Annotated in this window: 13 protein-coding genes and 1 riboswitch; of the genes, 11 read left to right on the top strand and 2 right to left on the bottom strand. The window is 43.6% G+C overall.

Annotated elements, in window-relative coordinates; genetic code table 11:
- The first annotated feature begins 125 nt into the window (after positions 1 to 125).
- Together trmB and JNUCC41_RS01750 are read left to right on the top strand one after the other, a co-directional pair.
- On the top strand, positions 126 to 764 hold the full coding sequence (trmB, locus tag JNUCC41_RS01755; protein ID WP_192206097.1) for a tRNA (guanosine(46)-N7)-methyltransferase TrmB: 639 nt from the start codon (positions 126 to 128) through the stop codon (positions 762 to 764).
- 141 nt (positions 765 to 905) lie between these two features.
- Positions 906 to 1,751, top strand: a complete 846-nt coding sequence (locus JNUCC41_RS01750) for a YtnP family quorum-quenching lactonase (protein ID WP_192206096.1) — start codon at positions 906 to 908, stop codon at positions 1,749 to 1,751.
- A 50-nt stretch (positions 1,752 to 1,801) separates the two neighbouring features.
- Here the strand turns inward: JNUCC41_RS01750 and JNUCC41_RS01745 are convergent, their stop codons facing one another.
- On the bottom strand, positions 1,802 to 2,119 hold the full coding sequence (locus JNUCC41_RS01745; protein WP_192206095.1) for a PepSY domain-containing protein: 318 nt from the start codon (positions 2,117 to 2,119) through the stop codon (positions 1,802 to 1,804).
- 177 nt (positions 2,120 to 2,296) lie between these two features.
- Here JNUCC41_RS01745 and JNUCC41_RS01740 point away from each other — a divergent pair, with 177 nt between their 5' ends.
- The 3 genes from JNUCC41_RS01740 to JNUCC41_RS01730 all read left to right on the top strand — a co-directional run bounded on the left by JNUCC41_RS01740 (position 2,297) and on the right by JNUCC41_RS01730 (position 4,963).
- On the top strand, positions 2,297 to 3,370 hold the full coding sequence (locus JNUCC41_RS01740; protein WP_192206094.1) for a M42 family metallopeptidase: 1,074 nt from the start codon (positions 2,297 to 2,299) through the stop codon (positions 3,368 to 3,370).
- 82 nt (positions 3,371 to 3,452) lie between these two features.
- Complete coding sequence (locus tag JNUCC41_RS01735; protein ID WP_192206093.1) at positions 3,453 to 3,974, top strand: DUF84 family protein; 522 nt, start codon at positions 3,453 to 3,455, stop codon at positions 3,972 to 3,974.
- A gap of 119 nt (positions 3,975 to 4,093) precedes the next feature.
- Positions 4,094 to 4,963: an AraC family transcriptional regulator gene (locus JNUCC41_RS01730; protein WP_192206092.1), complete on the top strand. Its 870-nt coding sequence runs from the start codon at positions 4,094 to 4,096 to the stop codon at positions 4,961 to 4,963.
- A 108-nt stretch (positions 4,964 to 5,071) separates the two neighbouring features.
- Here JNUCC41_RS01730 and JNUCC41_RS01725 read toward each other — a convergent pair whose 3' ends face one another.
- Positions 5,072 to 5,521 carry a YtoQ family protein gene (locus tag JNUCC41_RS01725; RefSeq protein WP_192206091.1) on the bottom strand — a complete coding sequence of 150 codons (450 nt, stop codon included), beginning with the start codon at positions 5,519 to 5,521 and terminating at the stop codon, positions 5,072 to 5,074.
- A 123-nt stretch (positions 5,522 to 5,644) separates the two neighbouring features.
- Between JNUCC41_RS01725 and JNUCC41_RS01720 the strand changes: the two genes are divergently transcribed.
- The 6 genes from JNUCC41_RS01720 (at position 5,645) to murC (ending at position 13,962) form a co-directional block, all read left to right on the top strand.
- Entirely contained in the window at positions 5,645 to 6,151 is a 507-nt protein-coding gene (locus JNUCC41_RS01720; RefSeq protein ID WP_192206090.1) for a hypothetical protein, read from the top strand.
- 111 nt (positions 6,152 to 6,262) lie between these two features.
- A complete protein-coding gene (locus JNUCC41_RS01715) occupies positions 6,263 to 6,574 on the top strand; it encodes a thioredoxin family protein (protein ID WP_192206089.1) in 312 nt (103 codons plus the stop codon).
- Positions 6,575 to 6,624: 50 nt separating this feature from the next.
- Complete coding sequence (locus JNUCC41_RS01710; RefSeq protein WP_192206088.1) at positions 6,625 to 7,431, top strand: DUF1444 domain-containing protein; 807 nt, start codon at positions 6,625 to 6,627, stop codon at positions 7,429 to 7,431.
- 156 nt (positions 7,432 to 7,587) lie between these two features.
- A riboswitch (glycine riboswitch) is annotated at positions 7,588 to 7,691 on the top strand.
- Positions 7,692 to 7,915: 224 nt separating this feature from the next.
- Complete coding sequence (locus JNUCC41_RS01705) at positions 7,916 to 9,103, top strand: amidohydrolase (protein WP_192207999.1); 1,188 nt, start codon at positions 7,916 to 7,918, stop codon at positions 9,101 to 9,103.
- A gap of 428 nt (positions 9,104 to 9,531) precedes the next feature.
- A complete protein-coding gene (locus JNUCC41_RS01700; RefSeq protein WP_430624073.1) occupies positions 9,532 to 12,372 on the top strand; it encodes a DNA translocase FtsK in 2,841 nt (946 codons plus the stop codon).
- A 285-nt stretch (positions 12,373 to 12,657) separates the two neighbouring features.
- Positions 12,658 to 13,962, top strand: coding sequence for a UDP-N-acetylmuramate--L-alanine ligase (murC, locus tag JNUCC41_RS01695; protein WP_192206087.1), 1,305 nt, complete (start codon positions 12,658 to 12,660; stop codon positions 13,960 to 13,962).
- Positions 13,963 to 14,001: the final 39 nt, after the last annotated feature.

Genomic DNA, 14,001 nt, shown 5'->3' with positions numbered 1-14,001 from the left:
TGTCGCCTGGATGGCCGGCAGTTTTTTTATTTGTTCTGTGTGTGTTTCCTGAAAAAATCAACTTGCAGGAATCCATGCACTCGTGTTATGGTTTGAACGATTATATTATAAATAGGGGTGTCATCATGCGTTTAAGAAATAAACCTTGGGCTGAAGACCGTTTGAATGATTTTCCACAATATGTAATTCATCAGCCAGTGAGCCATAAAGGTAAATGGCATGAAGTTTTCGGTAACGATAATCCGTTATATATTGAAGTGGGTACCGGAAAAGGCCGTTTCATCACAGAAATGGCAAAAGCCCATCCTGATGTGAATTTCATTGGAATTGAAGTATATGGAAGCGTCATTGTAGCAGCTTTGGATTTGCTGATTGAAGCGGATGTTCCAAATTTAAAGCTGTTGAATGTTGATGCAGCAAACTTAGGGGACTATTTTGCAAAAGGTGACGTGGACCGCGTCTACTTGAATTTCTCTGATCCATGGCCGAAATCACGTCATGCAAAACGTCGGTTAACGTATAAGACCTTCCTCGAAGTATATGAAGGCATCCTTCCAGACAAAGGCGAAATCCACTTCAAGACGGATAACCAAGGGTTATTCGAATCTTCCTTGAAAAGTATTTCCGAGTACGGCATGCTTTTGAAATATGTAAGCCTTGATCTTCACAATAGCAGTTTTGAAGGCAACATCATGACTGAATATGAAGAAAAGTTCTCGAGTAAAGGCAACCGGATATACAGATTGGAAGCAATGTTCCAATAATCATCATCAGAAACCAACCAGGTGCACAGCATCTGGTTTTTTTCTTGTTCATGCGGTGTATTCATTCAGGAGGATGACTTGATTGTTATCGATTTCAATATATGGAGGTGGGTGTTAAAATAAAGGGAGAGGAGGGGTAAAATGGAAACGATGCAAATAGGGGAAATTAAATTAACATGGTTGAATGGCGGTGTGACTCACTTGGATGGCGGTGCGATGTTTGGTGTTGTACCGAAACCGCTTTGGGCCAAGAAGTATCCTGTTAACGAAAATAACCAAATCGAGTTACGCACGGATCCGATTTTGGTGCAGGCCAACGGATTGAACATGCTTATAGATTCCGGTATCGGCAATGGAAAGCTGAATGACAAGCAGAAGCGGAATTTTGGGGTGACGGAGGAATCCAATCTTGTCGAAGATCTTGGCAGACTTGGGATTCAGCCAAATGATATCGATTACATTTTAATGACCCATCTACATTTCGACCATGCCTGCGGTTTGACGAAACGTGAAGGTGAAACTTGGGTGCCTGTTTTCGAGCGAGCAGAAATCATTACGACCCAAACTGAATGGGTGGAAATGAAAAACCCGAATATTCGTTCAAAAAGTACATATTGGGCAGAAAACTGGGAGGCTGTCGCTTCTCTTGTACGCCCTTTTGAAGGTGAGCAGGAAATTACGGACGGCATTAAAATGATCCATACCGGTGGGCATAGTGATGGTCATGCGATCATCATCATTGAGGATGGTGGGGATAGACTGATTCACATGGCAGATATCATGCCGACGCACGCGCATGCGAATGTCCTCTGGGTCCTCGCTTATGACGATTATCCCATGACTTCCATTGAAGCAAAGGAAAAGTGGATGAAATCCGGACTGCAAAATGGGTCCTGGTATAGCTTTTACCATGATGCCCAATACTGTGCCATCAAATGGGATGTAACCGGTAAGGAAATAATAGCCAAATTGAAACGGAAGCGATAAGAGGGAAAGCAAAAGGAGGACGTCATTTTGACGGCCCTCCTGTTGTTGTTTCAATCATTTTGCGCATTAAGCTCCAATATCGTTCCTGTTGAGGCATCTGCGACAAATTCGAATTGCTCGCGTTTACCCTCTGTGTTTCTGGTGATCCCGCCTTTGTACACTTCATAGTCCAAGTCATTTTTTGTAAAGCTCTCCGGCTTCATCAAAATCCATGAGCCATATATATTTCCATCCTTTTTGACCGTTTCCTTCACTTGGGCCAAGACTTTATCGGGAGAAGGTTTACTTGATTGATCCAATAGCTGTTTTGTCGCATAGCCAGCAGCAAACCCGGCTGCAGTACCTAATAAAAACGTTTTCCAATTCATTGATTTCTCCTCCATTGCATTTATTAAAATCGCTTCCTCCAGTATACAGAAGAACGCTTTATTTGACTAATAATTTGAAATTTTACCCATTAACTGATAAATTAGAACTTTCTAGTGTATCACGATGCTAAGTTCTGTAAAATAGTAAGAAACAATACATAAGTTAGGGGTAGAAAAATGAATCATGAGACTTTGGAGCTTTTTAAAACATTGACGGAATTACCGGGAGCCTCGGGAAATGAACATGCAGTTCGGAGTTTCATGAAGAGGGAGCTGGAAAAGTATTCGGATGAAATCGTCCAGGATCGCCTTGGCGGAATATTTGGCGTAAAAAGAGGCGATGAGGATGGGCCGACTGTACTAGTTGCCGGACACATGGATGAAGTGGGATTCATGGTCACCTCCGTAACAGAAAACGGAATGATCCGCTTTCAGACTTTGGGAGGCTGGTGGAGTCAAGTGCTATTGGCCCAAAGAGTCGAGATCATAACCGATAACGGTCCGGTCATTGGTGTCATCGCTTCGATTCCGCCCCATTTGCTTGATGAATCGCAACGCTCAAAACCAATGGATATCAAAAATATGCTGATTGATATCGGTGCGGATGATAAGGAAGATGTGAAGAGAATCGGTATAAAGCCAGGTCAGCAGATTGTACCGATTTGTCCATTCACTCCCATGGCCAATGAGAAGAAAATCCTCGCAAAAGCGTGGGATAATCGTTACGGCTGCGGACTTGCGATAGAATTGTTAAAGGATTTAAAAGGTGAAACGTTACCGAATATCTTATATTCCGGGGCAACCGTCCAGGAGGAAGTTGGATTAAGGGGTGCGCAAACTGCAGCTCATATGATCAAACCGGATCTTTTCTTCGCTTTGGATGCAAGTCCGGCGAATGATATGTCCGGCAGTAAGAATGAATTTGGCCAGCTAGGAAAAGGGGCACTGCTCCGCATTTTCGATCGTTCGATGGTCACTCATCGCGGCATGAGGGAATTCATCCTTGATACGGCCGAGTCGAATGAGATTCCATATCAATATTTCGTATCCCAAGGCGGCACGGATGCAGGGCAAGTCCATATTGCAAACGAAGGCATTCCAAGCGGGGTGATTGGCATTTGTTCCCGCTATATTCATACACATGCATCCATGATTCATATTGATGATTATGCCGCTGCACGTGAACTGATTGGGAAATTGGTTCGTTCCTGTGATAAAACGACATTCGAGACCTTGATTAATAACGGTTGATGGTGGAAGCTGAAATGGAAAGGGATGCTGTCATGTATCCTTTTCCATCAGCTTTTTTTTACATAGAAGGAAGGTAATTATATTGAAAATAGCAGTAGGCAGTAAGAATCCGGCGAAAGTAAGTGCCGTGCTAGGTGTATATGAAGATGCAGAAATCATTTCGCTTCAAGTGGAGAGCGGGGTCCCGGAACAGCCTTTTTCAGACGAGGAAACGATGGAGGGGGCAATGACACGTGCCCGGAACTGCTTGATTCACAGTGATGCCGAAATGGGCATCGGGCTTGAAGGCGGTGTCGTGAAAATGGGACAAGTCCTGTTTTTGTGTAATTGGGGTGCAATGGCAACAAGGGACGGTGAGGTCTTTGTAGCTGCCGGAGCGAGAATCCCAATTCCGGGAATTGTTGCTGAGAAGCTGCTGGACGGTGAAGAGTTGGGCCCAGTGATGGACGCCTTCACAAGGCAAGAGAATATTAGCAAAAAGGAAGGAGCGATCGGCGTATTTACAAATGAGCGAATCACCAGGGGGGACATGTTCCTTCATATCATGACGATGCTTGCCGGTCAACACGAGTATAAGCTGAAAATGAAAAAACAGGAGTTTTGAATCCCTGTCATGGAAAAGCGGGTTTCGAATGATGGAAAACGAATACTGCCAAAACAGAGCAGGAACGGACAGGATTTTATTGAGCGGCCTTGCTAGTATAGTGACAAGGGGGGAACGAAATGGGGTGGGTTGAATCAATCCAAAAGGCCATCGAATATATCGAGGAGCACTTATTGGAGGACCTGACGATCGAGAGCATTTCCAGGCAGGCGAATGCCTCAGTTTTTCATTTTCAACGGACTTTCACCATTTTAACGGATATAACCATTGGTGACTATATTCGTCGTCGAAGACTGACCTTAGCGGCCCAGGAGATTTCATCAACAAATGGCAAGGTCATTGATTTAGCCTACAAGTATGGCTATGACACCCCCGAGGCATTCTCGAAAGCTTTTCGAAGGCAGCATGGGGTATCTCCAAGCGAAGCCCGAAAGTATATGGGGAAACTGAAATTCTATGAACGCCTGGTAATACAGGTGATTCTGAAAGGGGCAAAACCGATGAAATACAATATCCTTGAAAGGGATTCCTTTCAATTGATTGGAATCAAGCAGGAGTTTTCCTTGGTTAATGAAGAGAATTTGATCGGGATTCCAAAGTTGTGGGAGAAAGTGAATGCGGATGGAACAGATGATAGGTTAGCTAAGTTGAACAATGGCCAAATAGATGGCTTGATTGGTGTATGTGTCGATAAGCGGGCTGTGGAAAAAAATGAAATGATGGATTATTGGATAGGTGCAGAGTATGCCGGGATAGTGCCTGAAGAGTTTTCAACCCTGACGATACCGGCTTCCAAGTGGGTTGCATTCGAAGTTCACGGACCTATGCCTGATGCCATCCAACAAGCTTGGAAACGAATTTTTTCCGAATGGTTCCCTACCAGCGGTTATGAACATGCCGGAACTCCAGAATTGGAAGTATACGCGAATGATGACGCTTCAAACCCTGACTATTACTCTGAAATTTGGATTCCCATAAAAAAGGGATAAGTTAAAAAATTCTTTTCGCTTGCAGGGGAGGCCCTGCAAGCTTTTTTTCATTTCTTTATGATGATCAGACATTCATACTAGAGCTGAGCAGTTAAGGGGCAGGGAGCTTTACAGCCCTTCTTCAAAAATATAAGAAAGCACTTTCATCGCTTGATTAACGGATTCTACTGTGACACTCGCCTTTTCCGATAATTCCTTTAAGGCATGATGATGGGATTCCGGACGAATCAAAATAAGCGGTTTACCCAGGGAAATGGCGGTGCTTGCGTCCATGGCGGTATTCCACTGTTTATATTTCTCGCCAAATAGAGCGACGACAAGATCAGCTTTTTTCATCAAAAGACCTGTCCGCAAATTATTGATTTGGGAAGCTGCCGCATCCTTCAGGATGGGATTCGGCTGTTCCCCGAGGATATCTTCACCGATATTATCGGAGCGTTCATGATTTTCCATCGGGCCTACAAATTCTAAAGGGAGCTTCAGTGCAGCGGCCTTATCTCTCAGCTCACTTCTCCAATTCGAATGGATCTCCCCAGCAAGATACACGGTTAACTTCATTGTTTTCCTCCTCAGTATTAAAATTGCTTTCATTGTACCATGTTTTTTAGAAAATGGATGAATTCCATAAATAAGGATAATATTATCCATAAGGTAGTAAAAGAGACGGCTGGAGGAATGACGATGGCTTTATCGAATAAGAATATCCTTGTTTTCCTGTTGATAAGCAGTTTGATCGCGGGCTGCTCAGGCATTGAGAGACAAACCGAAAAGGCAATGAAGGCTGCTGAAGTGGCTTTTCGTGACGATGAAAAACAGCCCAATCAAGAGGCGGGGCTAATTCAGGTCTATCTGCCAAAGGATTTTAAAGTAGTGGAAGAACATGATAATAATTTGATTTTACAAAAAGATGATAAGATTTATATATTATTTGTCAATCCAAATGAAAAAGAAGACAGCTCCGTGTTATATTTGGCGATAAAAGAACAAGGTGATCAAAATGTGATGCTGCATTCTTTCCAAACGGATGATAAATTCGGCTTTATTTCGGTCAAAGAGATACCGAAAGAAAAGTATGAGCTTGCAGTGGGGATCGGCGGGGTGAAGCTGACAACCGAAACGGATAAAGACCAATTAAAAACCGATGCAAAACAAATGATGGAAATCGTTTCATCCGTGCCCCAGAAATAAGCTTTATCACGGCCGTTCAACCGATCCGTATTAATGGTTGATTTCTGGAGAGTCTGGTATGATGGGATTATAAAAAACTATGGTGTCATTTAGAGCAGGAGGAATATTCAAATGGAAAATTTACAAACCGTTGAGCAATATGATGCATTGAAAAATGAAGGCAAACATATCTTTCTTTTTTCAGCGACATGGTGCGGGGATTGCCGTGTAATCGAACCGATCATGCCGGAGATCGAAACGAAATTTCCTGATTTTACATTCATTCATGTGGACCGTGATGAATTCATCGATGTGTGTGCAGCGAATGATGTATTCGGCATACCAAGTTTCATCGCGTATGATAATGGTGAAGAGCTAGGCAGATTTGTGAGCAAGGATCGCAAAACGCAAGAACAAATTGAGGAATTCATTCAATCACTATAATTAATTTCCCCTTCTCGCTGGGGATTTTTCAATGAAGAGGAGGGTCAGTCATGAAAATGGACAGCACGAAGCTGAAAAATATCCTGAAAGAACGTTTAAAAGATGAAAATCGCACATTCAAATTCGATAGCAAGCAAGATACGTTACGGGTGGAAAATGTGAAGACCGGGAAGGGAATCACCATCGAGTTGCCTCCTGTACTTGCTAACTATGAAAACGTACAGGAAAAGGCCATCGATGAAATTATCTATTACGTGGAAGAGGCCCTGAATGTGATGGGGGGAGAACACAGCATGGAAGGCAAGGAGAAATTCATTTTCCCAGTCATCCGCTCGACCTCCTTTCCGATGGAATCGGAAGAAGGAAATCCATTTTTATTCGATGAGCATACGGCTGAAACCCGGATTTTTTATGCCCTTGATTTAGGGAAAACCTACCGTCTTATAGATGAAAAGATGATTCAACGGGAAAATTGGCAGGGTGACAGGATCCGTGAAATTGCCCTTTTCAATGCCCGTTCCCTCTCCACTGAAATGAAGTCGGATATCGTTGCAGGTAATGCATTTTATTTTTTGAACACGAATGATGGGTATGATGCCAGCAGGATCCTGAATGAATCATGGCTTCGGGAAATGAAGGACAAGATCGAGGGAACCATGGCTGTTGCCATTCCCCATCAGGATGTCATCATCATTGCCGATGTGAAGAATGATACGGGCTATGATATTCTTGCGCAAATGGCGATGAGCTTCTTTGCCAGCGGGCATGTTCCGATAACGGCTCTATCATTTCTTTACGAAGAAAATGAGTTGGAGCCCATCTTCATTATGGGTAAAAACAAAAAGCGTGAACAATGATATATTGAATCATAAAAGGACCGTGTCAGCATCTGACATCGGTCCTTTTAAAGTTTAATAGAGTTTATGACTTTTAGAGTTGATATTTATTTTTTTATCGGTGATAATGAAATTGTAATATTTTGAAAATACGGAATAAAACGATAGAACGAGCTTGTGAACGTTGTGGGAGAGTGCAAAGCATTGAGCCACCGAAGGAGCAAGTTCCAAAAATATCCCTTGGAGCAAATCTCTCAGGTAAATGGAACCGCAGCTGGACGCAACTCTGGACAGCGCGCAGGAAGTGTGCCGCCAACGGGGAAATCTCCACGACCAAAATGGAGTTGAATTCTCAGGTGAAAGGACAGAGAAGGGAGCGGCAGGTTTGCGCAACCCTTCTCTGTCCTTTTTTAATTGGCTTTATGCATACAAAAGGTTTGCAGCGAACATGGAACTTACTAATAGGCCAATCAACTTAAAATAATGGGGGAGAATGATCGTGAATTTGAAAAGCAAATTAATGAACATGCTGGAAGCCCGTAAAGAGGAAATGGTTCAAATCCGCCGTCATTTACACGAGAATCCGGAGCTATCCTTCAAAGAAGAGAAAACGGCAAAATATATCATTGATTTTTATAACGGGAAAGATGTATCGATTCAAACGAATGCAGGAAATGGATTAGGGATCATCGTGACGATCGAAGGCGGGAAACCAGGGAAAACGATAGGTCTCCGTGCCGATTTCGATGCACTGCCGATTACAGAAGAAGCGGAGGTTCCGTTCCGTTCAAAAAATGAAGGTGTCATGCATGCCTGCGGACACGATGGGCATACCGCTTATTTATTGGTATTGGCAGACTGCATCATTGAGCTGAAAGATTCCCTATCAGGTACGATCAAAATAATTCATCAACATGCAGAAGAAACACCTCCTGGTGGAGCAAAGAGCATCATGGAATCAGGGGTTTTGGATGAACTGGACGCTGTCTTCGGAATCCATTTATTCCCTTCCCATCCAGCAGGGGTCGTCGGGTATCGCAGCGGCTATTCGATGGCTGGACGGACCTATTTCAAATTAGCCATAAAGGGTGTAGGCGGCCATGGTTCCTCCCCGCATATGGCTAATGATACCATTGTGGCAGGCGCCCATTTCGTGACAGCCATACAAACCGTAATCAGCCGTCGCTTGAATCCATTTGATATGGGAGTAGTCACAATCGGCTCCTTCGATGGAAAGGGAAGCTTTAATGTCATTAAAGATCGTATAGAAATTGAAGGGGATGTCCGTTATATGACGGCAGAGACCCAGCAGCTGATCGATAAGGAAATCCACCGGATCGTTAAAGGGATAGAAACGGAATTTGATGTTCAGTGCGAGCTTACATATGTGCCCGATTATCCTCCGTTATATAATGACCCTGAACTGACCGAATTCGTGAAAAATAGCCTGGAAAGCATGAATGACAATGATATTAAGAATGTTGTGGAATTTCCGGTTTTCTCAGGTTCGGAAGATTTTTCGTATTATGCAGAAAAGATTCCTGGCTGCTTCTTTTACATTGGCTGTAAACCGAAAGGAGTGGAGAAGGCCTATTTCAATCACCATCCTAAATTCGACATTGATGAAGATGCCCTTTTGATTGCCTCCAAATCAGTGGCGCAGGTTGTATGCAGTTTTTATGAATGGAAATAGTCTTCTTTGGTCTTTGTTTGCAAAAAAAACGCAGAAACCCACAAAACACCGTTCGGTATTAACGAACGGTGTTTTATGGGTTGCGGCATGTATTTGAATGCCGCCGGCGGTTTCATGAAGGATGTTGCAATGAATTGGCCAGTCTGCTTCCAAGGCTGCATGAAAACTTAATCTCTTTGTAAACGCGATTTAACAGCGGTGTTTTATTTAAATAGTAGACTAGGGGCTAATGTTAATTCGCAATCGATAGGTTTAATCTCATTCCAGAAGGGGTTTAATAGGGTAGGAGTTCTGCGAACTCCGTTAAGTTAGCAGGAATGCGATAAAAAAATAGATGCTAATCCCAATTCAGCTTAAATTTTCTCGATATTTTTAAAATAACTGGTAGAATTAGTTACATAACTACAGATGTAGAAAGAGTGATAGTTTTGAAATGGCTAAATAAGATGAAAAAATGGTTCCAAGCAGAGGAAATTATTGAAATCGAAGAAATAATTATAGATGAGCCGCTAGATGAAGAGACATTAAAGAAAATGGATTTTTCAAAGCTTTCGAAGTCAAAGAAAGAAGAAATAAAAGTTTACAATCAAAAAGTGGAAAAAATGTCCCAGACCCCAGACCCGGATACGAAAATCCTGTTTCAATATCCAAAAGGACAGTTCAAGTTTCCGCTCATTCCAGACCGGGAGCAGAATAAAAGAAAGCCAAGGGAAAGAAATAGGGAAGAAAATGAACCCAAACAGGGGAAAAATGTGACCAAGGAAACAACGAAAAGGCCTGTAAGGGATAGTGAACCAAAACGGAGAAGTTTCGACCGGGAGGAAACCTCAAAAATAGTCCCGTCAAATACTCCATTCCGCCCAACGGAAATCCCTTCACCCATTTATGGGTTCCGTCGTCCGGAAAAAAAAATAGTCCCATCTGAAGAAATTGTCGAATATGAATTAGAAAGCAAAATGCCCATCCCTAAAAAAGAAGGAGCCGATATCGAGATTCCGGTATCGATCCCTGAAATTCCAAAAGAAGTTTCACATGAGGAAATGACGATAGAGCCATCCGTTCTTATACCGGAAAAAGCGGAAGAAAAAAGGGAAGATTCGGAGATACCCGCTTTCTTTCGCAGGAATTCCATAGAGTCTCTGCCAGAAGAAGCTGTAAGCGAGCCTGACATAATTGAGCCTGCGGTGGAAAAAGAGGCTATTGAACAGGACCAGGTCGATTTTGGACGCGAAGTCGCTGTATCCATCATCGAACAGGCCGACGACACACCGCCTGAAGCTATATCGGTACCGGAGGAGGTTGCTGCACAATCAAATCAACCTTACGTCAGTCAAGGGACACTGCCTGAAGATCCATCTGAGGCAACACCTGAAGGGCAGTCTAAACGTCCGAAAAAACATATCCCATTCAATGTGATGATGCTTAAGCAAGACCGGGAAAAAAACAGCTTCATGGATAAGATGATGCCGGAAAAAAAAAGCCTTAATTCGGAAAGGGCAGTAGCTTCACCTGATAAGCGGCCAATGAATGATGCTGCTGAAACGGAGGCAGGACAAGCGAAACCATCCGCCATTCCTGAACGGAAACAGGAGGAGGGCAGAGTTATGCCGAAAGAGGGGACTCCGATCATTAAATCAACCTTTTTGGACACGAAGGCTGGTTCGGAAACCGCCGCCGAGCCTGAAAATACAGTTGAATCCAATATGGGTTCCAGTTCGGTCTCTAGGCCGCTCTTGGAGCAGGAACCCCTTTCTGGAAATGGGTATCAAGAAGCAGTTTATACAGAGGCGGCAGCAGAAAGTGGCCAGGGCGATACCCCGGCAGTTTATGGCTCCGTGGAAGCGGAGGATAATCCATATTATGTGTTTCCGAATATCGAATTGCTGACACCTCCCACTTATGCTGTGCATGATGATGAGTGGCTCGAGGAACAGACTTTATTACTTGATGAGACATTGAAAAATTTCAATGTCCGTGCAAAGGTCGTCAATGTCACTCAAGGACCGGCAGTAACCCGTTTCGAGGTACATCCGGAACCGGGAGTGAAGGTGAATAAGGTGACGAACCTGATGGATGACATCAAATTAAGCCTTGCTGCACAGGATATGCGGATGGAAGCGCCCATTCCCGGTAAACATACAATTGGCATAGAGATTCCGAACAGGAAAAGCAAACCGGTATTTTTGCGTGAGGTTTTGGAAAGTACTGAGTTTCAAGAGCATGAATCACCGCTTGCTGTCGCTTTAGGACTCGATATATCCGGTCAGCCGATCATCACGGATTTGAGAAAGATGCCGCATGGATTGATAGCCGGGCAAACGGGATCGGGGAAAAGTGTCTGTATCAACACGATGCTGGTCAGCTTGCTGTATAAAGCGACGCCGCAGGAGTTGAAATTACTCTTGATTGATCCGAAAATGGTCGAGCTCGCCCCTTATAACCGGATCCCGCATTTGGTCAGTCCAGTCATAACCGATGTCAAAGCCGCTACGGCTGCGTTGAAATGGGCTGTAGAAGAGATGGAACGGCGTTATGAATTGTTTGTACATGCTGGTGTGCGTGATATCACCCGCTTTAATGACCAAGCGGAAAAAGCCGGTCAATATTCAAGCAAGCTGCCTTATATCCTGGTGATCATCGATGAGCTTGCGGATCTAATGATGATGTCCCCGGCTGATGTAGAGGAAGCGATTTGCCGGATTGCGCAAAAGGCCCGTGCCTGCGGCATCCATTTGATTGTAGCCACTCAAAGGCCTTCAGTCGATGTCATAACGGGATTGATCAAGGCAAATATCCCGACAAGGATCGCTTTTTCAGTTTCTTCACAAGTCGACTCCCGTACAATCATCGATAGCGGCGGTGCAGAAAAATTATTGGGAAGAGGAGATATGTTATTCGCTGAAAACGGCTCATCGAAAACGGTGCGCCTGCAAGGGACTTTTGTGAGTGATGAAGAAATCGATCAAGTCGTCAACCACGTTAAACTGGAACAGCAGCCGAAGTACCTGTTTGAACAGGAAGACTTGCTGAACAGGGCCGAGGTCACGGAAGAAGCGGATGAACTGTTTTTCGAGGCATGTGAATTTGTCGTGAGCCAGCAGGCTGCATCTGCATCGAGTGTCCAAAGGCGCTTCCGTGTCGGCTATAACCGTGCAGCGCGTCTAATAGAAATGATGGAGCAACGGGGAGTCGTTTCCGAATCCAGGGGCTCAAGGCCCAGGGATGTATTGATTACGGAAGAAGAACTGGAATTTTTACATGTTAATTAAGAGAACCTAATAAAAGGAAATTGAATATAATGTGAAAGGGTGAAAACCCTTTTTTATCACCTTAATTGAGGGAAAAACCAATGATTTGATAAATTGGCATCTGCCTGACATGGAAGAATGAATAAAAAAGTGATATAATAGTTTTTTGTTGATGAATGATTGAAAATAAGAGCTTGAAAAACCTATTAAGAATTGCGTTACTAACAAGTCTCGTAATGGAAAAAACAAATAAAAGATGACGTCATATACTGTCATACAGGTAGACGATTGGTGGAGGTTCGCTTTATGACTGCTTACCATTTTGTGGGAATTAAAGGGTCGGGTATGAGTGCTCTTGCACAAATACTGCATGATATGAATATTGAAGTGCAGGGTTCCGATTACGAAAAAGAATTTTTTACACAATTGGCATTAGAAAAAGCCGGGATTAAAATCCTTCCTTTTAACGAGGAAAATATTCAACCTGGAATGACCATCATTGCAGGAAATGCGTTTCCGGATAGTCATCCGGAAATCATGAAGGCAAAAGAACTTGATTTGCCGATTATCCGTTATCACCGCTTCCTAGGTGATTTCATGAAAAACTTCATTAGCGTGGCCGTTACGGGAGCGCATGGTAAAACATCGACGACCGGCTTGCTTGCCCATGTAATGGGGGGCGCTAAACCGACATCCTTCTTGATTGGGGATGGAACGGGTAAAGGAATCGTGAATTCTGATTACTTCGTATTCGAAGCATGTGAATATCGCCGTCATTTCCTTTCCTATTATCCGGATTATGCAATCATGACGAATATCGATTTTGATCATCCTGATTATTACGCCAATGTCGAAGACGTGTTCGAGGCTTTCCAAACAATGGCCCTTCAAGTCAACAAAGGCATCATTGCGTGCGGGGATGATGAGCATTTACCACATATTCAGGCGAAAGTACCGGTTATTTTTTACGGATTTGCAGAAGGAAATGATTTTCAAGCGAAAAATGTTTCCGTCAAACCGGATGGCACGACTTTTGATGTGCATGTAAGGAACAATTACTATGATACATTCACTATTCCTACTTTTGGAAAGCATAATGTATTGAATGCACTTGGTGTCATTGCACTTTGTAAATATGAAAACTTGGATACGGAAGCTGTGAAAGCCCAATTGCGGACTTTTGGCGGAGTTAAACGCCGGTTCTCCGAAAAGGAAATCGGAAGTCAGATCATCATTGATGATTATGCACACCATCCGACCGAGATCTCTGCAACTGTCGACTCGGCTCGTCAGAAATATCCAGAGCGTGAAGTTGTTGCAGTATTCCAGCCACATACTTTCTCGAGAACGCAGGCATTCCTGGATGAATTCGCCGACAGCTTGAATTTGGCCGACAAAGTATACTTATGTGAAATTTTTGGATCTGCTCGTGAACATCAAGGGAAGTTATCGATTGAAGACCTTCAAGATAAGATTCCCGGTGCCGAGCTGATTACGGAGAACACAACATCAAAATTGCAACATCATGAAAACAGTGTCGTGTTATTCATGGGTGCGGGGGACATTCAAAAGTTCCAGGCAGCCTACGAGCATTCACTGCAGGTAAAATAAAAAAAACGACCATCCGTTAGTAGCGGGTCGGTCGTTTTT

It is taken from the genome of Brevibacillus sp. JNUCC-41, from assembly GCF_014844095.1.
GTDB classification, from domain to species: Bacteria; Bacillota; Bacilli; order Bacillales; family DSM-1321; genus Peribacillus; species Peribacillus aracenensis.
Note: the sequence above shows the minus strand (reverse complement) of the source record. Positions and strands in the feature narration are given on the sequence as shown.